At 71.2% G+C, this 19,902-nt stretch carries 20 protein-coding genes; 11 read left to right on the forward strand and 9 right to left on the reverse strand.

The window, feature by feature from the left end; all coding sequences use genetic code 11:
* The first annotated feature begins 35 nt into the window (after positions 1–35).
* A complete protein-coding gene (locus tag OG439_RS26785) occupies positions 36–995 on the forward strand; it encodes a hypothetical protein (protein WP_326943581.1) in 960 nt (319 codons plus the stop codon).
* Here OG439_RS26785 and OG439_RS26790 read toward each other — a convergent pair.
* Positions 968–1,828 carry an SDR family oxidoreductase gene (locus OG439_RS26790; protein WP_326943582.1) on the reverse strand — a complete coding sequence of 287 codons (861 nt, stop codon included), beginning with the start codon at positions 1,826–1,828 and terminating at the stop codon, positions 968–970. The genes OG439_RS26785 and OG439_RS26790 overlap by 28 nt on opposite strands.
* Entirely contained in the window at positions 1,815–3,287 is a 1,473-nt protein-coding gene (locus OG439_RS26795) for a flavin-containing monooxygenase (RefSeq protein WP_326943583.1), read from the reverse strand. Before OG439_RS26795 ends, OG439_RS26790 begins: the two co-directional genes overlap by 14 nt.
* Positions 3,288–3,353: 66 nt before the next feature.
* On the opposite strand from OG439_RS26795, the gene OG439_RS26800 reads away from it, so the two are divergent.
* The 3 genes from OG439_RS26800 to OG439_RS26810 all read left to right on the forward strand — a co-directional run bounded on the left by OG439_RS26800 (position 3,354) and on the right by OG439_RS26810 (position 5,734).
* Positions 3,354–3,944 carry a TetR/AcrR family transcriptional regulator gene (locus tag OG439_RS26800; protein WP_326943584.1) on the forward strand — a complete coding sequence of 197 codons (591 nt, stop codon included), beginning with the start codon at positions 3,354–3,356 and terminating at the stop codon, positions 3,942–3,944.
* A 222-nt stretch (positions 3,945–4,166) separates the two neighbouring features.
* Positions 4,167–5,012 carry a chitosanase gene (locus OG439_RS26805; RefSeq protein WP_247055779.1) on the forward strand — a complete coding sequence of 282 codons (846 nt, stop codon included), beginning with the start codon at positions 4,167–4,169 and terminating at the stop codon, positions 5,010–5,012.
* Between the two features lie 41 nt (positions 5,013–5,053).
* On the forward strand, positions 5,054–5,734 hold the full coding sequence (locus OG439_RS26810) for a L,D-transpeptidase family protein (RefSeq protein ID WP_326943585.1): 681 nt from the start codon (positions 5,054–5,056) through the stop codon (positions 5,732–5,734).
* On the opposite strand, the gene OG439_RS26815 is transcribed toward OG439_RS26810, so the two are convergent.
* From OG439_RS26815 to OG439_RS26825, 3 genes are read right to left on the reverse strand one after another with little or no spacing between them, the layout of a single operon-like run.
* Positions 5,724–6,710 carry a PHP domain-containing protein gene (locus OG439_RS26815; protein WP_326943586.1) on the reverse strand — a complete coding sequence of 329 codons (987 nt, stop codon included), beginning with the start codon at positions 6,708–6,710 and terminating at the stop codon, positions 5,724–5,726. The genes OG439_RS26810 and OG439_RS26815 overlap by 11 nt on opposite strands.
* A 9-nt stretch (positions 6,711–6,719) precedes the next feature.
* Positions 6,720–7,223: a metallophosphoesterase family protein gene (locus OG439_RS26820; RefSeq protein ID WP_326943587.1), complete on the reverse strand. Its 504-nt coding sequence runs from the start codon at positions 7,221–7,223 to the stop codon at positions 6,720–6,722.
* A complete protein-coding gene (locus OG439_RS26825) occupies positions 7,220–7,873 on the reverse strand; it encodes a GntR family transcriptional regulator (RefSeq protein ID WP_326943588.1) in 654 nt (217 codons plus the stop codon). Before OG439_RS26825 ends, OG439_RS26820 begins: the two co-directional genes overlap by 4 nt.
* 78 nt (positions 7,874–7,951) lie before the next feature.
* On the opposite strand from OG439_RS26825, the gene araD reads away from it, so the two are divergent.
* From araD to OG439_RS26840, 3 genes are all read left to right on the forward strand, one after another.
* Positions 7,952–9,679, forward strand: coding sequence for an L-arabinonate dehydratase (araD, locus tag OG439_RS26830; protein WP_326943589.1), 1,728 nt, complete (start codon positions 7,952–7,954; stop codon positions 9,677–9,679).
* Positions 9,680–9,843: 164 nt separating this feature from the next.
* Complete coding sequence (locus OG439_RS26835; protein ID WP_326943590.1) at positions 9,844–11,634, forward strand: VanW family protein; 1,791 nt, start codon at positions 9,844–9,846, stop codon at positions 11,632–11,634.
* A 64-nt stretch (positions 11,635–11,698) separates the two neighbouring features.
* Positions 11,699–12,904, forward strand: a complete 1,206-nt coding sequence (locus OG439_RS26840) for an MFS transporter (RefSeq protein WP_326943591.1) — start codon at positions 11,699–11,701, stop codon at positions 12,902–12,904.
* 113 nt (positions 12,905–13,017) lie between these two features.
* On the opposite strand, the gene OG439_RS26845 is transcribed toward OG439_RS26840, so the two are convergent.
* A complete protein-coding gene (locus tag OG439_RS26845; RefSeq protein ID WP_247055794.1) occupies positions 13,018–13,317 on the reverse strand; it encodes a hypothetical protein in 300 nt (99 codons plus the stop codon).
* A gap of 218 nt (positions 13,318–13,535) precedes the next feature.
* Between OG439_RS26845 and OG439_RS26850 the strand changes: the two genes are divergently transcribed.
* Together OG439_RS26850 and OG439_RS26855 are read left to right on the forward strand one after the other, a co-directional pair.
* Complete coding sequence (locus OG439_RS26850; RefSeq protein WP_326943592.1) at positions 13,536–14,813, forward strand: sensor domain-containing diguanylate cyclase; 1,278 nt, start codon at positions 13,536–13,538, stop codon at positions 14,811–14,813.
* Positions 14,814–15,000: 187 nt separating this feature from the next.
* Complete coding sequence (locus tag OG439_RS26855; protein ID WP_326943593.1) at positions 15,001–15,549, forward strand: DUF1062 domain-containing protein; 549 nt, start codon at positions 15,001–15,003, stop codon at positions 15,547–15,549.
* A gap of 43 nt (positions 15,550–15,592) precedes the next feature.
* Here the strand turns inward: OG439_RS26855 and OG439_RS26860 are convergent, their stop codons facing one another.
* Positions 15,593–15,973 carry a winged helix-turn-helix transcriptional regulator gene (locus OG439_RS26860; protein ID WP_326943594.1) on the reverse strand — a complete coding sequence of 127 codons (381 nt, stop codon included), beginning with the start codon at positions 15,971–15,973 and terminating at the stop codon, positions 15,593–15,595.
* A 48-nt stretch (positions 15,974–16,021) separates the two neighbouring features.
* Between OG439_RS26860 and OG439_RS26865 the strand changes: the two genes are divergently transcribed.
* Positions 16,022–16,948: an NADP-dependent oxidoreductase gene (locus tag OG439_RS26865; protein WP_326943595.1), complete on the forward strand. Its 927-nt coding sequence runs from the start codon at positions 16,022–16,024 to the stop codon at positions 16,946–16,948.
* A gap of 42 nt (positions 16,949–16,990) precedes the next feature.
* Here the strand turns inward: OG439_RS26865 and OG439_RS26870 are convergent, their stop codons facing one another.
* On the reverse strand, positions 16,991–18,343 hold the full coding sequence (locus tag OG439_RS26870; protein ID WP_326943596.1) for a TrpB-like pyridoxal phosphate-dependent enzyme: 1,353 nt from the start codon (positions 18,341–18,343) through the stop codon (positions 16,991–16,993).
* Between the two features lie 147 nt (positions 18,344–18,490).
* On the opposite strand from OG439_RS26870, the gene OG439_RS26875 reads away from it, so the two are divergent.
* Positions 18,491–18,952, forward strand: a complete 462-nt coding sequence (locus tag OG439_RS26875; RefSeq protein WP_326943597.1) for a phage tail protein — start codon at positions 18,491–18,493, stop codon at positions 18,950–18,952.
* An 89-nt stretch (positions 18,953–19,041) separates the two neighbouring features.
* Here the strand turns inward: OG439_RS26875 and OG439_RS26880 are convergent, their stop codons facing one another.
* Positions 19,042–19,812 (reverse strand): oxidoreductase, encoded by a 771-nt coding sequence (locus tag OG439_RS26880; RefSeq protein WP_326943598.1) that lies wholly within the window; start codon positions 19,810–19,812, stop codon positions 19,042–19,044.
* Positions 19,813–19,902: the final 90 nt, after the last annotated feature.

The following is a 19,902-nucleotide window of genomic DNA, read 5'->3' on the forward strand; positions in this document are numbered from 1 at the left end:
GCCGAGTACTCATGCTTACCCGATCGGAGGTGAGCATGGAGGCGAGTGCGCTTGAGCCGGCCGACGCGGACCTGCCCGCCGAGGCGGCCGCGGCCGTCCGCGAAGGGCCGTTCGACGTGGCCTTCGACCTGGTGATCCGGCATCGCGGGCTGAGCTTGGAGGGCCTGCAGCGGCGGATGGCGATCCGCGGCGCCCAGGTCAGCCTGGCGACGCTGAGCTATTGGCGACGCGGCCGCCGTCACCCTGAAGGGGGACGTTCGCTGCACGCCGTGCGGGTCGCGGAAGGCTGTCTCGGCCTGCCCGCCGACGCCCTCACCGCCCTGGTGACGCCGGCCCGCCCGCGCGCCCGCCGGGCCGAGCCGTTTCCCGGCGGCGTCAGCCTGGCCAGCGCGCTCGGCGCCGAGCCGACCGAGCTGGGCTCGTGCGACGGCATCGACCTCGACGGCAACGCGCGGCTCGCGATCGCGTCGGTGCACCAGCGGGCGACGCTGACCGCGGACCGCACCGAGGGGTCGGTCCGCACCGAGATGGTGGTGACCAGCCGCGAGGACGGCGTCGACCGCTGGGTGTCGTTCTTCCGGCCGCAGACCGGCGGCGCCCACCACCCGGCGCTGCGCTCGGCGCACTGCTGCCGCCCCGGCCGGATCCGCCGCGACCCGTCGTCCGAGCTGCTGGCCGTCGAGCTGCGGTTCGACTACCCGCTGCGCGCGGGCGAGACGTACGTCTTCGACTTCGACTTCGGTTACGACGGCGAGCCGCCGGAGACGAGCTACCTGCAGTTCGGCATCCGCGCCCCGGCCCGGCAGCTGGTGCTGCAGGCGCACTTCGACCCGGCGGCGGTGCCGGTGCGCTGCTACCGCTACCACCGCCCCCGCGACGGTTCCCCGGACGTCGTCGGCGAACCGGAGCTGCCGGTCGGCCCGAGCCTGACCAGCCACATCGCGGTGCTGGACGCACAGCCGGGCGTCTACGGCATGGTCTGGGAGTGGGACTGAACCTGCGCCGCCACCCGGTCGATGTACGCCGCGCGGCTCGCCTGGTCGAGGGAGGTCAACGCCCGGTCGTCACCGATCAGGCCGCGCACCCACGACATCACCGGCTCCGGGGTCAGCGCGGCCAAGAGGTCCCAGCCGCCGACCCAGCGCGGGACCGCCGTCTCCGCGCGGCGGGTCCGCAGGGTGCCGGCGATCGCCCGGGCGACGTCCTCGGGGTCCACTGTGGGCAGTGCCCCGCCCAGCCGGACGCCGGAGGCCAGCTCGGTGCGGACCGCGCTGGGCAGCACGGCGCTGACGCTGACTCCCGTGCCCGCGTACTCGCGCCGCACCGCCGCGGTCAGGCCGACGGCCGCGAACTTGCTCGCGTTGTACACCGCCATGCCCGGCAGCGGAATCTTCCCGGCCATCGACGCGACGGTGACGACGTGCCCGCGCCCACGGGCGATCATCCCCGGCAGCACCGACCGCAACCCGTGGACGAGCCCCTGCACGTTGACGTCCACGGTGGTGCGGCCGACCGCGTCCGGCTCCTCGAGGAAGTCGCCGAGCGGCATCACGCCGGCGTTGTTGACCAGGACGTCGATCCGGCCGAACCGGCTGGTCGCGGCCTCGGCGAAGGCGGCGAAGGACTCGCGAACGGTGACGTCCAGGGGAAAGCCGTGCGCGCCCGGGACGTCACCGGCCAACGCCGTGTCGAGGTCGCCGACGCACACCGTCGCACCTCTCGCGACGAACTCCGCCGCGGTCGCACGGCCGATCCCACGGGCGCCACCCGTGATCGCGACCACCGCGCCACGCGGGTCGATCGCCGGGTAGCGGTCACCGAACAGCATGGACCCTCGTGATCTCGTAGGCTTCCTCGTCGAACGAGCCCACCTGTGACCGCAGCCGGCTCGTGGAGAACGGCCAGCTGAAGCTGTTGCGGCCGTTGACGTCCGTGTAGTAGCTCGAACAGCCGCCCGACTGGTAGACCGTGCCCGGCAGGGCCGCTTGGACCTCGGCGTTGAACGTCGCCTGCGCTTCGGGGCGCACCGAGACCGACGCCCAGCCCGCGCGCAGCGTGCGCGTCACCGCGGCGACCGTGTGCCGCAGCTGGGCTTCCAGGATCATGAACGCCGACGTGTGCCCGGTGCCGAGGCTCGGGCCCAGCAGCAGGTACAGGTTCGGGAACCCGGCCACCGTCGTCCCGCGGTACGCCGAAGGGCTGCCCTTCCAGTGGTCGTCGAGGCTGCGGCCGTCGCCGTCGAACACGCGGGCCGACACCGGCATGTCGAGGATGTGGAAGCCGGTGCCGAAGATGATCGCGTCGACCTCCGCGACCGAACCGTCCGCGCCCACCACCCGGTTTCCGGACACCGACGAGACGGCCGTCGCGTGGACGTCCACTGTGGACTTCGTGAGCGCGCGGTAGTACGTGTTCGACATCAAGAGGCGCTTGCAGCCGAGCGTGTAGTCCGGCGTGAGCTTCCGGCGCAGCACCGGGTCCCGCACCGCGAGCCGCAAGTGCGCGAGCCCGAGCTTCTGGACCTGCCGCAACAGCCACGGGTGCCGGAACCCGAACCCGAGCGTCTCCATGGCGCCGTATTCGACGCGACGCAACGCATTCTGCAGCAAAGGGAACCGCCGCAGCAGCAGCCGTTCGACGCCCGGGACGTGGTGGTCCGGCTTGGGCAGCACCCACTGCGCGGTGCGCTGGAACAGGTGCAGCCGCTCGACGGCGGGCACGATCTCCGGGACGAACTGGACCGCGGACGCGCCGGTGCCGATCACCGCGACCCGCTCGCCGGCGAGGTCGTAGCCGTGGTTCCAGCGCGCGGAGTGGAAGACCTCACCCGGGAAGGTGCCGAGGCCCGGCAGGTCCGGGATCAGCGGCTCGTGCCACGGCCCGGTGCCCGCGACCAGGGTCCTTGCGGTGTAAGGGCCCCGGGACGTCTCCAGTTCCCACCGCGCCGCACGGGCGTTCCACTGCGCGCGCGTCACCTCGACGCCGAAGCGGATCTTCGGGGTGACCCCGAACCGCGAAGCCGTCTCACGCAGGTAGGCCTTGATCTCGGCCTGACCCGCGAACGCGCGCGTCCACTCGGGATTGGGGGCGAAGGAGTACGAGTAGAGCGCGGACGGCACGTCGCAGGCGCAGCCGGGATAGGTGTTGTCGCGCCAGGTCCCGCCGAGCTCTGACGCCTTCTCCAGCACGGCGAGGTCGTCGACCCCGGCCTGGCCGAGGCGGACGGCGGCACCCAGGCCCGACGCCCCGGCACCGACGACGAGGACCGCGAAGTCGCGTTGTTCCATTTTCGGAGACTAACAGTATTTCGATACTGCTGGTACCCCGATTCCGCGACTCGCTACAGTGGCGGCATGGCCCGACTCACCCGCGCGGAAAGCCAGGCGCGCACCCGCGAACAGCTCATCGAGACCGCCAGGGAGCTGTTCCTGCGTGACGGCTATTCGGTGACGTCGCTGGAGAAGGTCGCCGACGAGGCCGGGTACTCGAAGGGCGCGGTGTACTCGAACTTCCGCAACAAGGACGAGCTCTGCCTCGCCGTGCTCGACCGGATCCACGACGAGCAGGTCGAGGCGATCGCCGGGGCGCTGGTCGGCGCCGACGGGATGGAAGACCTGCTGACGGCGTTCCAGTCCTGGGCCGAGCGCAGCATCGGCGACGAGGCGTGGACGGCGCTGGAGGTCGAGTTCGCCACGAACGCCCGGCGCAACCCGCACGTGCGGGCCGAGCTGGCCGCGCGGGACAAGACCATCCGCGACACGATCGCGGGCCTGCTCTCGGGGTACGCGGAGCGGTTCGGGATCACGCTCCCGATGTCGGCCGACGACGCCGCCATCGCCCTGCTCAGCCTGGGGATCGGCCTGGGCGTGCAGCGGGCGATCGACCCGACGATCCCGGTGAACGTGCTGCCGGACGTCATCCGCATCTTCGCCGGCGCCCGCTGACCACACCGAAATCGTCTACTTTCCCCGGGCTTTTTTCCCTATTTGCAAACAACTTCGTCCCCCCTTGTGGCGGTGCTGACCCTTCGCTACCGTGGCGCTACGCCGCAGCACCACCAGCAACCCGTTTCCGGCAGCCGAAGGCCGTCGAATTCCGGGTGCTGTCCGCCATGCCCGAGACGCCGTGATCCCCCACGGCACGTTCTGCGGAAAGGGTTTTCCCCCATGAGCAAGAAGTTGCGGCCGGTCCTGATCGGCGCGCTCGGCGCGGCCTCCGTCGCGGCCCTCGTGATCACCACGCCCGCGCTCTCCTCGGCCGCCCCCGCGCCGCTGGCCGCGCAGAGCGCCTCGGTGCAGGCGACCGGCGACCTCTCCGTCGCGGCCAAGAAGGAGATCGCGATGAAGCTGGTCTCCAGCGCGGAAAACTCCTCCCTGGACTGGAAAGCGCAGTACAAGTACATCGAGGACATCGGCGACGGCCGCGGGTACACCGCCGGCATCATCGGTTTCTGCTCCGGCACCGGCGACATGCTCGAGCTCGTCCAGGCCTACACCGACGCCGTCCCGAACAACCCGCTCGCGAAGTACCTGCCCGCGCTGAAGAAGGTGAACGGCACCGACTCGCACAGCGGGCTCGGCTCGGCGTTCGAGAGCGCGTGGAAGTCGGCCGCGGCCACCACCGCGTTCCAGACCGCGCAGAACAACGAGCGCGACCGCGTCTACTTCAACCCCGCGGTGAGCCAGGGCAAGACGGACGGCCTCAGCAACCTCGGCCAGTTCGCCTACTACGACGCCATCGTCATGCACGGCCCCGGCACCGACCACAGCAGCTTCGGCGGCATCCGCTCGGCCGCGATCAAGAAGGCGAAGCCGCCGGCACAGGGTGGCGACGAAGCGACCTACCTCAAGGCGTTCTTCGCCGCCCGCAAGGTCGTCATGAACGAGGAAGAAGCCCACTCCGACACCTCGCGCATCGACACCGAGCAGGTGACGTTCCTCAACGCGGGCAACTTCGACCTGCACACCCCGCTGAAGTGGAAGGTCTACGGGGACTCCTACACCATCAACTGACGCAGGTGCGCGACCCGCGTGGCGCCGCTAGGGTCTCCGGCATGGGCAGGAGATTCCTCGGCGCCACGCTGGTCGTGGCCGCACTGGTCGCGGCCACGTTGCTGACCAGCACCGCCGCCACCCCCGCCGACGCGGTCCCGCTGTCCTTCCGCGGCGACGCGGGCCAGGTCGTCACCGTCGTCGCGGACTCCGCGAGCGCGACCACCGCCGTGCTCACCGCCTGGCAGCGCACCGGAACCGGCTGGTCCAGGGCCTACGGTCCGGTCAGCGCGTTCGTCGGCAAGGACGGCGTCGGCCAGGCCAGCGAGTCGACGTCGCACACCCCGGCCGGCGTGTGGAAGCTGACCGAGGCCTTCGGGATCCAGCCGAACAACGGGACCCGGCTGCCGTACCGGCAGGTCACGACGTCGGACTGGTGGGTGTCCGATGTGAAGTCCCCGTACTACAACACGCACTTCTCCTGCGTTCCCGGCACGTGTCCGTTCAACGAGGCCGCCGGTGAAGATCTCGGCAAGGCGGGCCCGGTCTACGACCACGCCGTCGTCCTGGACTACAACCGCTCGCCCGCGGTGCCGGGCGCCGGGTCCGCGTTCTTCCTGCACGTCTCGAACGGGAAGCCGACCGCGGGCTGCGTCTCGATCCCGGGCGCGGACCTCGACGCCGTGATGCGCTGGCTCGACCCGGCGCGGCACCCGGTCGCCGACATCTCGGTCAGCGGCTGAGCAGCTCGTCCACCGAACGGGTGTTGATGATCCGCTCGGGCCCGATCCCGGCCTTGATCGCCCGCTCGCAGCCGTAACCCTGCCAGTCGAGCTGGCCGGGCGCGTGCGCGTCGCTGTCGATGGCGAACTCGCAGCCGAGCTCCGCGGCCAGGCGCAGCAGCTTCATCGGCGGGTCGAGCCGTTCGGGCCGCGAGTTGATCTCCACCGCGACGCCGTTCTCGCGGCACGCGGTGAACACGGCCTTGGCGTCGAACTCCGACTCCGGCCGGCCGCGGCCGACGACCAGCCGCCCGGTGCAGTGCCCCAGCACCCGGACGTGCGGGTTCCGCACCGCGGCGAGCATCCGCCGGGTCATGTCCCGCGCCGGCATCCGCAGCTTCGAGTGCACGCTCGCGACGACGAAGTCGAGCTGCCCGAGCAGCTCCTCCTCCTGGTCGAGCGCGCCGTCGTCGAGGATGTCGACCTCGATGCCCTGCAGCAGCCGGAACGGCGCCATCAGCTCGTTGGCCTTCGCGACGATCTGCATCTGCGTCCGCAGCCGCTCCGGCGACAGCCCGTTCGCGACGGTCAGCCGCGGCGAGTGGTCGGTCAGCACCATCCACTCGTGCCCGACCTCCCGGCCCGCGACGGCCATCTCGCCGATCGAGCTGCCGCCGTCCGACCAGTCGGAGTGGGTGTGGCAGTCGCCCTTCAGCGCGGACCGCAGCGGCTCGCCGTCCGGCAGCTTCGCCTCGACGATCTTCTCGCGGTACGCCGGATCACGGCCGGCCAGCGCGTCTTCGATGACGCCTGCGGTGGCCTTCCCGATCCCGGGCAACGCGGTGAGCGTGCCGTTCTCGGCCATCGAGGCCAGCCGCTCGGCGTCGGTCTTGTCGACGGTGGCGGCCGCGTTGCGGAACGCGCGCACCCGGTAGCTCGGCTCACCCGCGCGTTCGAGCTGGAACGCGATCTCCCGCAACGCCCACGCCGGATCCATGGGACCTTCCTACCCCCTCGGGGGCAGTTCGTGCAGCTCGACGTCCGTCAGCGCACCTTCCGAGATCCGGGCCGTCTGGTAGGTGCAGAACGGCTGACGGCGGCGGTCGGTGGGCGAGCCCGGGTTGAGCAGGCGCAGGCCGGACGGCGCGACCGTGTCCCACGGGATGTGGCTGTGGCCGAACACGAGGACGTCGGTGTCCGGGAACTGCGCGTCGCAGCGCTGCTCACGGCCCTGTTTCGCACCCGTCTCGTGGATGACGGCCAGGCGGACGCCGCCGAGGTCGGCGCGGGCGATCTCCGGCAGCCGCTCGCGCAGTGCCGGGCCGTCGTTGTTGCCGTAGACGCCGATCAGGCGCTTGCTGCGCGCTTCCAGCTCGTCGAGCAGGGCGACGTCGACCCAGTCGCCCGCGTGCACGACGACGTCGGCGGCCTCGACCGCCCGCCAGACCTGCTCGGGCAGAACACGGGCCCGGCCCGGGAGGTGGGTGTCGGAGATGAGGAGGAGCTTCACTCGATGGCCTTCAGGATCCGTTCCAGGAACCCGCCGATGTGGTCGCGCAGCAGCGCGGCCGCGCCTTCGGCGTCGCCCTTCTTGGCCGCGGCCAGCACGGCCCGGTGCTCGGTCCACTCCTTCTTCCAGCTGGGGTTGGCCTCCCAGCCGACGACGCTGATCAGGGCCGCGCGGTCCTTGAGGTCGTCCAGGATCGAGACCAGCAGCGGGTTGCCGCAGCCGCGGTAGAGCGCGCGGTGGAAGCGGCGGTTGAGCAGGCTCAGCGCGACCTGGTCCTTGTCCGCGATCGCCGCCGACGCCTCCTTCAGCGCGTCCGCGGCGTCTTCGAGCAGGTCGGCGTCGCGCCGCTCGACGGTGCGCCGGACGGCTTCGGGCTCGAGCACCATCCGCACGTCGTAGACGGACCGGGCCAGGTCGGCGTCGACCACGCAGACCGACGCGCCCTTGTACGGGCTGAACGTCACCAGGCCCGAGTTGGACAGCACCTTGAGCGCCTCGCGCACCGGCGTCTTGGACACGCCCAGCCGCGCGGCCAGCTCGGCTTCGACCAGTGCCTGGCCGGGGAGCAGCTCGCGCGTGAGGATGCCACGGCGGATCTCCTCCAGGACCACTTCGGTCCGGGATGCGGGCAGGCTGAACGTCCCGGTCATGGCGCGGCTCCCTCGGTCGTGTCGGAGCCCATTCAACCAGCCCCACCGGATCATATATCAGATGCCATACTGGTCGACATGAACCCGAGTCCCCGAAAGACGCCCGAGGAGCTCCGCAGCCACCGGTGGTACGGCGGCGACGACCTGCGCGACTTCAGCCACCGCGCCCGCAGCCGTCAGCTCGGGTACAACCCGGAGGAGCACCTCGGCAAGCCGGTGATCGGCATCCTCAACACGTGGAGCGACATCAACCCGTGCCACATGCACCTGCGCGAACGCGCCGAGCAGGTCAAACGCGGGGTGTGGCAGGCCGGCGGTTTCCCGCTGGAGTTCCCGGTCGCGACGCTTTCGGAGACCTACCAGAAGCCGACGCCGATGCTCTACCGCAACCTCCTCGCCATGGAGACCGAGGAGATCCTGCGGTCCTACCCGATCGACGGCGCGGTGCTGATGGGCGGCTGCGACAAGTCCACGCCGGCGCTGCTGATGGGCGCGGCGAGCGCGGGCCTGCCCGCCATCTTCGTCCCGGCCGGGCCGATGCTGCGCGGGCACTGGCGCGACGAGGTCCTCGGCAGCGGCACCGACATGTGGAAGTACTGGGACGAGAAGCGCGCGGGCCGGATCGGCGACGCCGAGATGTCCGAACTGGAGCGCGGGCTCGCCCGGTCGCCCGGCCACTGCATGACGATGGGCACGGCGTCGACCATGACGTCGGCCGCCGAGGTGCTCGGCATGACGCTGCCGGGCGCGGCGTCGATCCCGGCCGTCGACTCGGCCCACCACCGGATGGCCGCGGCGAGCGGCGCGCGGATCGTCGACATGGTCTGGGAGGACCTGCGCATCGGGCAGGTCCTCGACAAGCGCGCGTACGCGGACGCGATCACCACCGTGCTCGCCCTCGGCGGCTCGACCAACGCCGTGATCCACCTGATCGCGATGGCCGGGCGCAGCGGGATCCCGTTGTCGCTGGGCGATTTCGACGCGATCGCGCGGCACGTGCCGGTGCTGGCCGACATCCGCCCGGGCGGTGACTGGCTGATGGAGGACTTCTACTACGCGGGCGGCCTGCCCGGGCTGCTGTCGCGGCTGACCGACCTGCTGCACCCCGACCGCCTCACGGTCACCGGCCGGACGCTCGGCGACAACCTGGCCGCCGCGTCGGTGCACAACGACGACGTCATCCGGCCGCGCGACAACCCGGTGGCGGCCGAGGGCGGGGTCGCGGTCCTGCACGGCAACCTGGCGCCGTCCGGCGCGGTGATCAAGCACATCGCCGCCGAGCCGCACCTGCTGACCCACACCGGCCCGGCGGTGGTCTTCGAGAACTACCGCGATCTGAAGAAGCGGATCGAGAACCCGGCGATCACGGCGGACTCGGTGCTGGTGCTGCGCGGCTCGGGCCCGCTCGGCGGCCCCGGGATGCCGGAGTACGGGATGCTGCCGATCCCCTCGCACCTGCTGGAAGCCGGGGTCCGCGACATGGTCCGGATCTCGGACGCCCGGATGAGCGGCACGAGCTACGGCGCGTGCGTGCTGCACGTGGCCCCGGAGTCCCACGTGGGCGGCCCGCTGGCCCTGGTCCGCGACGGCGACCCGATCACGCTGGACGTCCCGGCACGGGTCCTGCGGCTGGAGGTGTCCGACGAGGAGCTGGCCCGGCGCCGGGCCGCGTGGACTCCCCCGGCACCCCCGTTCGAGCGCGGTTACGGAGCGCTCTACGCCGAGCACATCACCCAGGCCGACGAAGGCTGTGACTTCGACTTCCTGGCCCGCGCGGGCCACAACCCGGAGCCCGACGCCCGCTGAGGTCGTGAGTGCGTAACAGTGTTCTAACACTGTTACGCACTCACGACCCCTGGCCGAGTGACCGGTTCATCCCCCGTTAGGGCGAGTCGTACGGCTTGTCCGGGTGCCACGTACGCTGACCTCGTCACCGGCGCGATCGGGCGCCGCGTTGAAGGGGTGGAGAGTTGCCGTACGAACCGCGCTGGCCCGAGTCACACGGTGAGCAGACGGACGTCCTGCCGGTCGTCCGCCCCGACACCGAACCCGAACCCGAAGCTCCGGCGAACCGGCCGAAGAGCCTGCGCAAGGCCGGCTGGATCGCCGGCGGCGTCTTCGGGCTGCTCGTCGTGGTCTACGGCGTCGACCTGATGGTCAGCCAGGGCAGCGTCCCGCGCGGCGTGACCGTCGCCGGGGTCGACGTCGGCGGCATGGACCGCGCCGCCGCCGAGCAGCAGCTGCGCGGGCAGATCGAGCCGCGGCTCACCCGTCCGCTGGACGTGACGGCCGGCGACGTCCAGGGCAGCCTGTCACCCACCCTGGCCGGGCTGCGCCTCGACTGGACGCAGACCCTGGACCAGGCCGGCGAGCAGCCGCTGAACCCGTTCACGCGCCTCGCGTCGCTGTTCTCCAGCCGCGAGGTCGGCGTCGTCAGCCACGCCGACGACACCAAGCTCGCCGCCGCCCTCGACAGCCTCCGCGGCCAGGTCGACCGCGAGCCCGCCGAGGGCACCGTGAAGTTCGACGGCACGAACCCGGTCGCCGTCGCGCCGAAGCCCGGGCAGAAGCTCGACGTCGAGGCCGCGAAGGCCGCCGTCGTCGAGAAGTGGGCCCGCGGCGAGACCCTCGCCCTGCCGGTCACGAGCACGCCGGTCCGCACCACGCCCGAAGGCGTCCAGGCCGCGCTGGAGCAGTTCGCTAAGCCCGCCGTCTCGGGCCCGCTCGTCGTCAAGGGCGACGGCAAGGACGCCACCGTGAAGCCGGACGCGATCGCCGCGGCACTGAGCTTCGAACCCGCCGAGGGCGGCGGGCTGACGCCGAAGATCGACAACGCCAAGATCGCCGACGCCGCCAAGCCGCAGCTGAAGTCCACCGAGAAGGAGGGCAAGGAGGCGACCATCGTCTTCGAAGGCGGCAAGCCCACGGTCGACCCGTCGACCGACGGCCGGGCGATCGACTGGGACCCGAGCCTCAAGCCGCTGCCCGAGGTGCTGAAGAAGACCGACGGCCGCGAGGTCCCGGCGATCTACAAGGACAGCCCGGCCAAGGTGACCACCGAGCAGGCGAACCAGCTCGGCGTCAAGGAGGTCGTCGGCGAGTTCACCACCAACGGCTTCGCGGCCGACTCCGGCACGAACATCCGCGTGGTGGCGCAGAAGGTCAACGGCGCGATCGTCAAGCCGGGCGAAACCTTCAGCCTCAACGGGTTCACCGGCCCGCGCGGCAAGCCGCAGGGGTACGTCGAGGCGGGCGTGATCGAGAACGGCGCCCCGGCGCGTGAGGTCGGCGGCGGTATCTCGCAGTTCGCGACGACGCTGTACAACGCGTCCTACTTCTCGGGCATGAAAGACGCCGGCCACAAGGAACACAGCTACTACATCAGCCGCTACCCCGCCGCGCGCGAGGCGACGGTGTTCCAGAACCCCAACGGGGCCAGCGTCATCGACATCAAGTTCACGAACGACTCGGCGACCGGCATCGCGATCCAGACGATCTGGACGCCGTCGTCGATCACCGTGAAGCTGTGGGGCACCAAGCGTTACACCGTCGAGTCGATCCCGGGCAGCCGGTCCAACCCGACCGACCCGCAGACCAAGCCGGGGCCGGCGGAGAACTGCCACGCCTCCAACGGCGCACCGGGGTTCACCACGACCGACACCCGCGTGCTCAAGGACGCTTCGTCCGGCCGCGAGGTCAGCCGCTCGACGCGGACCGTCCGCTACAACCCGCAACCGAAAATCACCTGCGGCCCCTCCTAACGGCCGTTCACCGGCTGCGTCCGCGCCGGTACGCTGAGTGCTTCCGCGAGCCACCGGGGGCGCCATGACGGCACGTGCGGCAGGGTTCCGGGACGTCCTCGCGGTACCGGAGTTCCGGGCGCTGTTCGGCGCCCAGCTGGTCTCCGTCACCGGTGACCAGCTCGCGCGCGTCGCGCTGTCGATCCTGGTGTACGACCGCACGAACTCGCCCGGCTGGGCCGCGCTGACCTACGCGCTGACGTTCCTGCCCGACCTCGTCGGCGGCCCGCTGCTGTCCGGCCTCGCCGACCGCTACCCGCCGCGGCGGGTGATGGTCGTCGCCGACGTCGTGCGCGCGGTCGCGGTGACGGCGATGGCGTGGCCCGGCTTGCCGCTGCCCGCGGTCGCGGCGCTGCTCGTCGGCGTCCAGCTGTTCAACCCGGTGTGGAACTCCGCGCGGGCCGCGCTGATGCCGCAGGTGCTGCCGGCCGAGACGTTCGTGCCCGGCATGGGTTTGCTGATGATCCTGGTGCAGGCCGGGCAGGTCGCCGGGTTCGCGCTCGGCGGGCTGCTCGTCGCCGGGCTCGGCACCGCCGGGGCGCTGCTGGCCGACGCGGTCAGCTTCGCGGCGTCGGCGGTGGTGCTGGCCATCGGCGTGCGCCCGCGCCCGCCACGCGCCGAACCCGGCGTCCGCTGGTGGCGGCACGTCCGCGCGGGCTGGACGGTGGTCGTCGGCGACCCGCGCCGGCTCGCGCTGGTGGCGCTGGGCTGCGTGTCCGGCATCTACATCGCGGGCGAGGCGATCGCGGCGCCGTACGCGGCCGAGCTGGGCGGCGGCGCGGTGGTCGTCGGGCTGCTGCTCGGGGCGTACGCGCTGGGCAACGTCGTGGGCATGGCCGCGCTGTCCCGCGTCCCGCCGGAGCGGCGCGCGCGGTTGCTCGGGCCGCTCGCCGTGCTGGCGTGCGCGGCCCTGCTGGGCTGCGCGCTGCGGCCGGACCTCGAAGCGACGCTCGCGCTGCTCACGCTGTCCGGGATCGCCAGTTCGTACAACCTCATCGCCAACACGACGTTCGTCCAGCTGACGCCGGAAGCCCAGCGCGCGCAGGCGTTCGGCTTCGCGTTGACGGCGTTGCGGGTCTCGCAGGGCCTGGGCGTGGTGCTCGCCGGGCTCGCGGCCGAGCGGGCGGCCCCGCACGGCGTCGTCGCCGCGGCCGGGGCCCTGGGCGTGCTCGCGGCGTTCGGTGCGGCCCGGCTCTGGCGCCGGGCCCAGCCGGCAGCCGAACCGTCCTGAGCCACCGTGGCGGTCCTGCCGGTCCGGCCGGTTTCCGGGCCACCCGGCCACGAGCCGGGCGGTCCGGACCCGGTGACCGGTCCCCAGTGGGTCCCGGTCACCGGGTTCGGTTCTCAGAACCGCGTCCAGTCGGTCGGGCGCTGACCGGTGCGGGTCGTCCAGTCGGTCGGGCACGCGGGCAGTGGTGCGACGTCGACGTCGGTGTCGGCATTGGCCCAGTCGGTCGGGATCTGGTGCGCGGTCCAGTCGGTCGGCAGTTCGCGCGCGGTCCAGTCGGTGGGCATCTGACGCGTGGTCCAGTCCGTCGGGATGGCGCGGGTCCAGTCGGTCGGCAGCTGCCGCGTCCAGTCGGTCGGCCGCTGCGCGCGACGGCGGGACGGGACGATGTTGGCGTTGGACAGGAAGTGCGACATGATTTCTCCTTGTGGTGTACGAATGTGGGGCGATCTTGTACGGTGCGTAATCGGACGGTAGCCCGACCAGCCTAATGACACACCGCATTCATTCGATTACAGTGACGATTCCGCGAAGAGTTCCGTCCTGGAAAGAGGGGCGTTCCGTGGGATTCTCCGGGTCCCAAGGGCGTAAGCCCAGCTCAGAACGTCCACGATCGGGTATCCGTACGTGGGCCATGTGGAAGCTGCCCACTCCGGTGTTCGGCTATGTCCTCGTGGTCGACGCGCTCGCCGTGGTCGCGATCCTGGCGACCGCCGGCCTCGTGCCGATCAGCGGTCAAGCCATGCTCTGGTGTGGTCTGATCCTGGCCGGCGAGATCGTGCACCTCGAAGCGGCGCAACGCATCGAGCGCATCCGCGAGCTCGCTGCCGACGGCCGGCCGCACATGCACCTGCAGTCGATCTGGATCTTCGCCGGGCTCCTCCTGCTGCCACCGCCACTGGCCACGGTGGTGATCGTCGTCAGTTACGCCCATTCGTGGGTTCGCGTCTACAAAAGGCGTGGCGTGGTTCACCGGAAAGTGTTCTCCGGTGCCACGGTGATCCTGGCCTGCACCGCCGCCGGCGTGGTGCTGACCGTCGGCACGGGCGGGCACGTGGCGCCGTACATCCCCTACCTCGACGGTTTCGGCGGGATGACCGCGCTGCTCGTCTCGGGAATCGTCTACTTCGGACTCAACTACGTGCTGGTGATCCTCGCGATCGTGATGAGCAACCCGGGCAAGCCGCCGCGGCAGGCGTTCGGCAACCCGTCCGACGTGCTGATCGTGCTCGCCGCGGTCGGTGTCGGCTGCGGCATCGCGCTGGTCATGACGGTCCGGCCGTGGCTGCTGCCCGTGCTCATGGTGACGCCGGTGGCGCTGCACATCGGCTTGCTGCTGCCGCAGTTCCAGGCCGCCGCGCGCACGGATTCGAAGACTTCGCTGCTGGCGCCGGAGTTCTGGGTGCAGCTGGCCCGCAACGAGCTGGCGCGTGCGGCCGAGCTGTCGTCGACCGCGGGTGTGCTGATGATCGACATCGACCACTTCAAGGCCATCGACGACGGCAACGGTCACCTGGCGGGCGACGAGGTGCTGCGCGCGATCGCGGCGGTCGTCCAGAACTCGGTGCGCGGCGGCGACTACGTCGGGCGCTTCGGCGGTGACGAGTTCGTGGTCCTGCTCCCGGGCACGACGACCACGGAGATCGTGGCCGTCGCCGACCGCATCCGCGCGGCGATCGCGCGGATCGAGGTGAAGGTCCCGGTGGTCCGCCCGGGCAAGCCCGAGGTGATCACCGGCCTGACGGCGTCGATCGGCGCGGCGGTGTACCCGGAGACGGCCACGGACTACACGATCCTGCTGCAAGCGGCCGACGACGCCGTGTTCGCGGCGAAGGAAGCCGGCCGCGACCAGGTCGTCCTGGCCGATACCCGCAGCGAGCTGGCCCGCCCCGAAATCCCCGACGTGCTCTGAGCCCGGCCCGAAAACCGGTGGATCGGCGCCGCCGCGGGCCACTACCGTGCTGCGTGACCGAGTCGTCCAGGCGAGGACGTGCCGTTGTACATCCGTTGAGATCTTCCGAGCGCTGATTCCTCACGCGTCGCGTTGGTGCGCCGCGTTCCTTTCTGCTGCGGATTTCTCACTGAACGGTGTCTTTCCCATGCTCGAAAACTGGGCCGTCGTGCCCCTTCGCCTGCCACTCGTCCGCCGCCGTTGCCACGCCTGCGCGGCCGATCGCTTCCGCGTCAACGGCAAGTTCCGCGTCAACGCCCACCACAAGCTCCTCGACGCCTGGCTCCTCGCACGCTGCGTCGCGTGCGGGGACACCGTGAAGCTCACGTTCCTGGAGCGGGTGCCCGTGCGGTCCGTCCGGCCTGAGCTGCTCGATCGGCTGCACGACAACGATTCCGGCCTGGCGGCCGAGCTGCTCCGAGATCCGGTCGTGCTCCACCGCAACCACGTCACCCTCGACTGGGACGGCGCCTGGCGGCTCGACACGGGCGGCGCGGACCTCCGCGACCGCGAGGTGATCGACGTCGCGGTCCGGTTCGCGGTCAGGATCCCGGTCCGGCCGCTGCGGCTGATCGCCGAAGGGTGCGATCTTTCGCGGGCCGAGGCCGAAAGGCTGCTCACGGAAGGAAAGCTCGTCTCGGCGGTCCGGCTGAGCGGCACGCTCTCCGGCGACTTCACCTTCACGCTGAAACGCTGAGTCCTCCTCGGGCCTGCCCGAGGCCGGGCAGGCCCGAGGTGTCCTAAGAGGACGCCTCAGCCGTGGCCGACCCGGCGTCGAGCGCGTCCAGCACCGCGTCGCCGTGCGCTCGCGCCCACTCCGTCAGCATGTGGATCGGCTCGATCAGCGTCGCCCCGAGCGGGGTGAGCTCGTACTCGACGCGGGGCGGCACGCCGGCGTAGGCGTGGCGGCGGACGAGCCCGTGCGCCTCCAGCCGTCGCAGCGTCTGGGTGAGCACCTTGCGGGAGATGCCGCCGATCAGCTCGACCAGGTCGCCGTGGCGCACCGGGCCCTCGCTGAGGCCGTAGAGCACGACCGCCGTCCACTTGTCGGCGATCAGCTCGAGCGCCAGGCGTGCCGGGCAGTCGGCGAGAAAGGGATCACCAGGACCGAAACCGCTCATGATCCTAAGGTACCTGCGGGTTCCTGTGGGAAACCTAGCCTGGGCGTCATGCGAATCATCACTCAGCAGACGCTCGGCGGCCCCGACGTGCTCACCGTCGTCGACGCGCCCGCGCCCCGGGCCCTGCCGACCGAGGTCCTCGTCCGCGTCAAAGCGATCGGCCTGAACCCCCTGGAAGCGCGCCTGCGGGCCGGCGAGTTCCCGCTGCTCGGCCGCCCGCCGTTCGTTCTCGGCTGGGACGTCAGCGGCGTGGTCGAGCAGGCGCACACGTGGCGGTTCCGGCCCGGCGACGAGGTGTTCGGCATGCCGCTGTTCCCGCGGGCGGCCAACGCGTACGCCGAGGTCGTGGCCGCTCCGGCGTTGCACCTGGTGCGCAAGCCGGCGTCGCTCTCGCACGTCGAGGCGGCGGCGCTGCCGGTCGCCGGGCTGACGGCGTGGCAGGGCCTCGTCGACCTCGGCGGCGTGACCGAAGGCGACCGCGTCCTGGTCCACGGCGGTGGCGGCGGGGTCGGCCACGTCGCGATCCAGCTCGCGAAGGCGCTCGGCGCGCACGTGATCACGACCGCGAGCGGGAGCAAGCGGGCGTTCGTCGAGGGGTTCGGCGCCGACGAGGTGATCGACTACACGACGGTCGACTTCGCCGAGGTGGTCCGCGACGTCGACGTCGTGCTCGACACGATCGGCGGCGACACCGCCGAGCGCTCACTCGGCGTGCTCCGCCCGGGCGGGCACCTGGTGACGGCGGTCGCCGAGGACGATGCGCAGCTCATCGCGAAGTTCGAGGCGGCCGGGATGCGCTTCAGCGGCATCGCCGTCGACCCCGATCCGGTCGCCCTGCGCGGTCTCGTCGACCTCGTCGACCAGGGCAAGCTCCGGGTCCACGTGCAGGAGACGGTCCCGTTCGAGCGCGTCGCCGACGCCCACCGGCTGCTCGAAGGCGGCCACCTCCGGGGCAAGGTCGTGCTCACCGTCTGAGCCCGCGGTGGGGCCTCGCGTGGCGTGAGGCCCCACCGGACGTCAAGGCAGCGTGGCCAGGGACTGCGCGAGAACCGCGTCGGACAGCTCGTTGTCGACCATGTCCCCGGCCAGGTACGCGCCGTAGGCCGGCAGGTCCAGGTGCGCGTGGCCGCACAGCGCCGTGAGGATCACCTTCTCCTCACCGGTTTCCTTGCACCGCAACGCTTCCTGGATGCACGCGGCGAGCGCGTGCGTCGGCTCCGGGGCCGGGATGATGCCCTCGGACCGGGCGAACCGGACGCCGGCGGAGAAGCACTCCTGCTGCCCGATGGCGATCGCCTCGATCAGGCCGAGCTCGTAGATGTGCGAGATCAGCGGCGACATCCCGTGGTAGCGCAGGCCGCCCGCGTGGATCGGGTCCGGGATGAAGTCGTGACCGAGGGTGTGCATCTTGAGCAACGGCGTCAGCCCGGCGGTGTCGCCGAAGTCGTAGGCGTACCGGCCGCGCGTCAACGACGGGCACGCGGCCGGCTCGACCGCGCGGATCACCGGGTCCATCCGGCCGGCCAGCTTCTCCCGCAGGAACGGGAACGCCAGCCCGCCGAAGTTCGAGCCGCCACCGGTGCAGCCGACCAGCAGGTCCGGGGTGTCACCGGCCAGCTGGAACTGCCGCAGCGCCTCCTCGCCGATGATCGTCTGGTGCAGCAGCACGTGGTTGAGGACGCTGCCTAGCGCGTACCGCGTGTCCGGGTCCTGCGCCGCCTGCTCGACCGCCTCGCTGATGGCGATGCCGAGGCTGCCGGTCGAGTCGGGGTGCTGCTTGAGGATCGCCCGGCCGGACTCGGTCAGCTCGGACGGGCTGGGGTGGACGGTCGCGCCGAACGTCTCCATCATCAGCTTGCGGTAGGGCTTCTGGTCGTAGGACGCCCGGACCTGCCATACCTCGCATTCGAGGCCGAACTGGGCGCAGGCGAACGCGAGCGCGCTGCCCCACTGGCCGGCGCCGGTCTCGCTGGTCAGCCGGGTGACGCCCTCCTGCGCGTTGTAGAACGCCTGCGGCACCGCGGTGTTCGGCTTGTGGGAGCCGACCGGGCTGACGCCCTCGTACTTGTAGTAGATCCGCGCCGGCGTGCCGAGCGCCTTCTCGAGCCGGCGCGCGCGGAACAGCGGCGACGGCCGCCAGAGCCGGTAGACCTCGAGCACCTCTTCGGGAATGTCGACATAGCGCTCGGTCGTCACCTCCTGCTCGATGAGCGCCTGCGGGAAGAGCGGAGCGAGATCGGCCGGCCCGACCGGCTCCCGGGTGCCGGGGTGCAACGGCGGGGGCGGCGGCTCGGGAAGATCGGGGATGACGTTGTACCACTGGGTCGGGAGATCGGCTTCGTCCAGGATGTACTTGGTCCGTTCGGCCATCACGCCTCCATGCTCGGCTCGCAGCTCGAACTTAGGACGAGTCCGCCGGGGAAGCCAGCGGTACCCACGAGTGGGGCCTCCTTCGCCTACGCTGACCCCGGACCTCGGCGGAAGCTCGCCGACCCGACACGAACCGGAGGATCCGCTATGCCCCACGCCGTGGACTTCGCCACCGTATCGACGGCCGGTCTGGAGTCGTCACCGGTCGCGGCCGCCCTCGCCGGCCTGCGGGCGAACGAGGCCCGCTACTTCAAGAACAAGTACGACCACACCTTCACGGTCGACCCCGCGAGCGACGCCCGGCAGTCCATCGACTGGGTGACCCGGATCCTCGAGGAAGAACGCGGCATCGTCATCGCCGCACCCCCGCTGGAGGCGACCGAGTTCCAGGTCGAGAACATCCGGATGGCGTACGTCTTCTACGAGAGCGGCCTGTCGATCAACGTGATGTACACCCTCGAGGACGGCGGGAAACGCGCGGTCGGGTTCAAGCTGTCGGACGGGATGGAGATCCCGGAGGAGCTCGGAGCGTTCAAGTTCGCCCGCCAGAAGTCCAAACTGGCCGGCACCATCCGCGGCTCGTACTTCGTCATCAAGAACGAGTACTGACCCCGGATCGACGCCGTCGCAGTCGTGCTGAGCACCGCGCCCTCGTCTGGCTTGAGTGGCCGGAACGAAGCTGAACTCCGCGCCCGGAATCACAGAGTCGGGGTCATCCCGCCGTCGATGAGGATGTCCGTGCCCGTCACGTTCGCCGCTCGGCCGCCCGCCAGCAGCAGCACCAGGTCCGCGACCTCCTCGGGCTGGGTGAACCGGCCCGTCACCGCGTCGCCCGCCGCCTGCTTGGCCACCGCGTCCGGGTCCAGGCCCTTCGCCTGGCCGACCGTGGCCGCGACTCCCGCGTCGCCCAGCCAGAGGCCCGTGCTCACCGGGCCCGGGCTGATCGTGTTCACCCGGATTCCCTGCGGTCCCAGCTCTTTCGACAGCGATTTGCAGAAGCTGAGCAGCGCCGCCTTGGCCGCGCTGTAGTCGATGACGAGCGGGTCCGGCAGCGTCGCGTTGACCGACGCGATCGTGACGATGCTGCCCGCGCCGCGTTCGAGCAGGTGCGGGACGGCCGCGCGGGTCGTGCGGACCGCGGCGAGGAAGTTGATCGTCAGGGCCGTGAGCCAGTCGTCGTCCGTGACGGACAGGAAGCCGCCGGTGCGCGGCGTGACCCCGCCGACGTTGTTGACCAGGATGTCCAGCCCGCCGAACTCGGCGATCGCGGCGTCGATCAGCTGCGCGGGTCCCTCCGGGGAGGTGAGGTCGCCCTGGACGACGCGGACGCCGGCCAGTTCGGGCGGGACCGTGCGGGCGCCGGCCACGACGTGGACGCCCTCGGCGACCAGTGCGCGGGTGATGGCCAGCCCGATGCCCTTGCTGGCTCCGGTGACGACGGCGACCTTGCCGGACAGCTTCAAGTCCATGTGACGCTCTCTCTGCGAAGGAGGAACAGCAGCGTCACCCTACGCGCGGACCCGCCCCAGACCGATCAGGAATCGAGAAGCCCTGGTCAC

Source organism: Amycolatopsis sp. NBC_01307, assembly GCF_035975215.1.
GTDB lineage: Bacteria > Actinomycetota > Actinomycetes > Mycobacteriales > Pseudonocardiaceae > Amycolatopsis.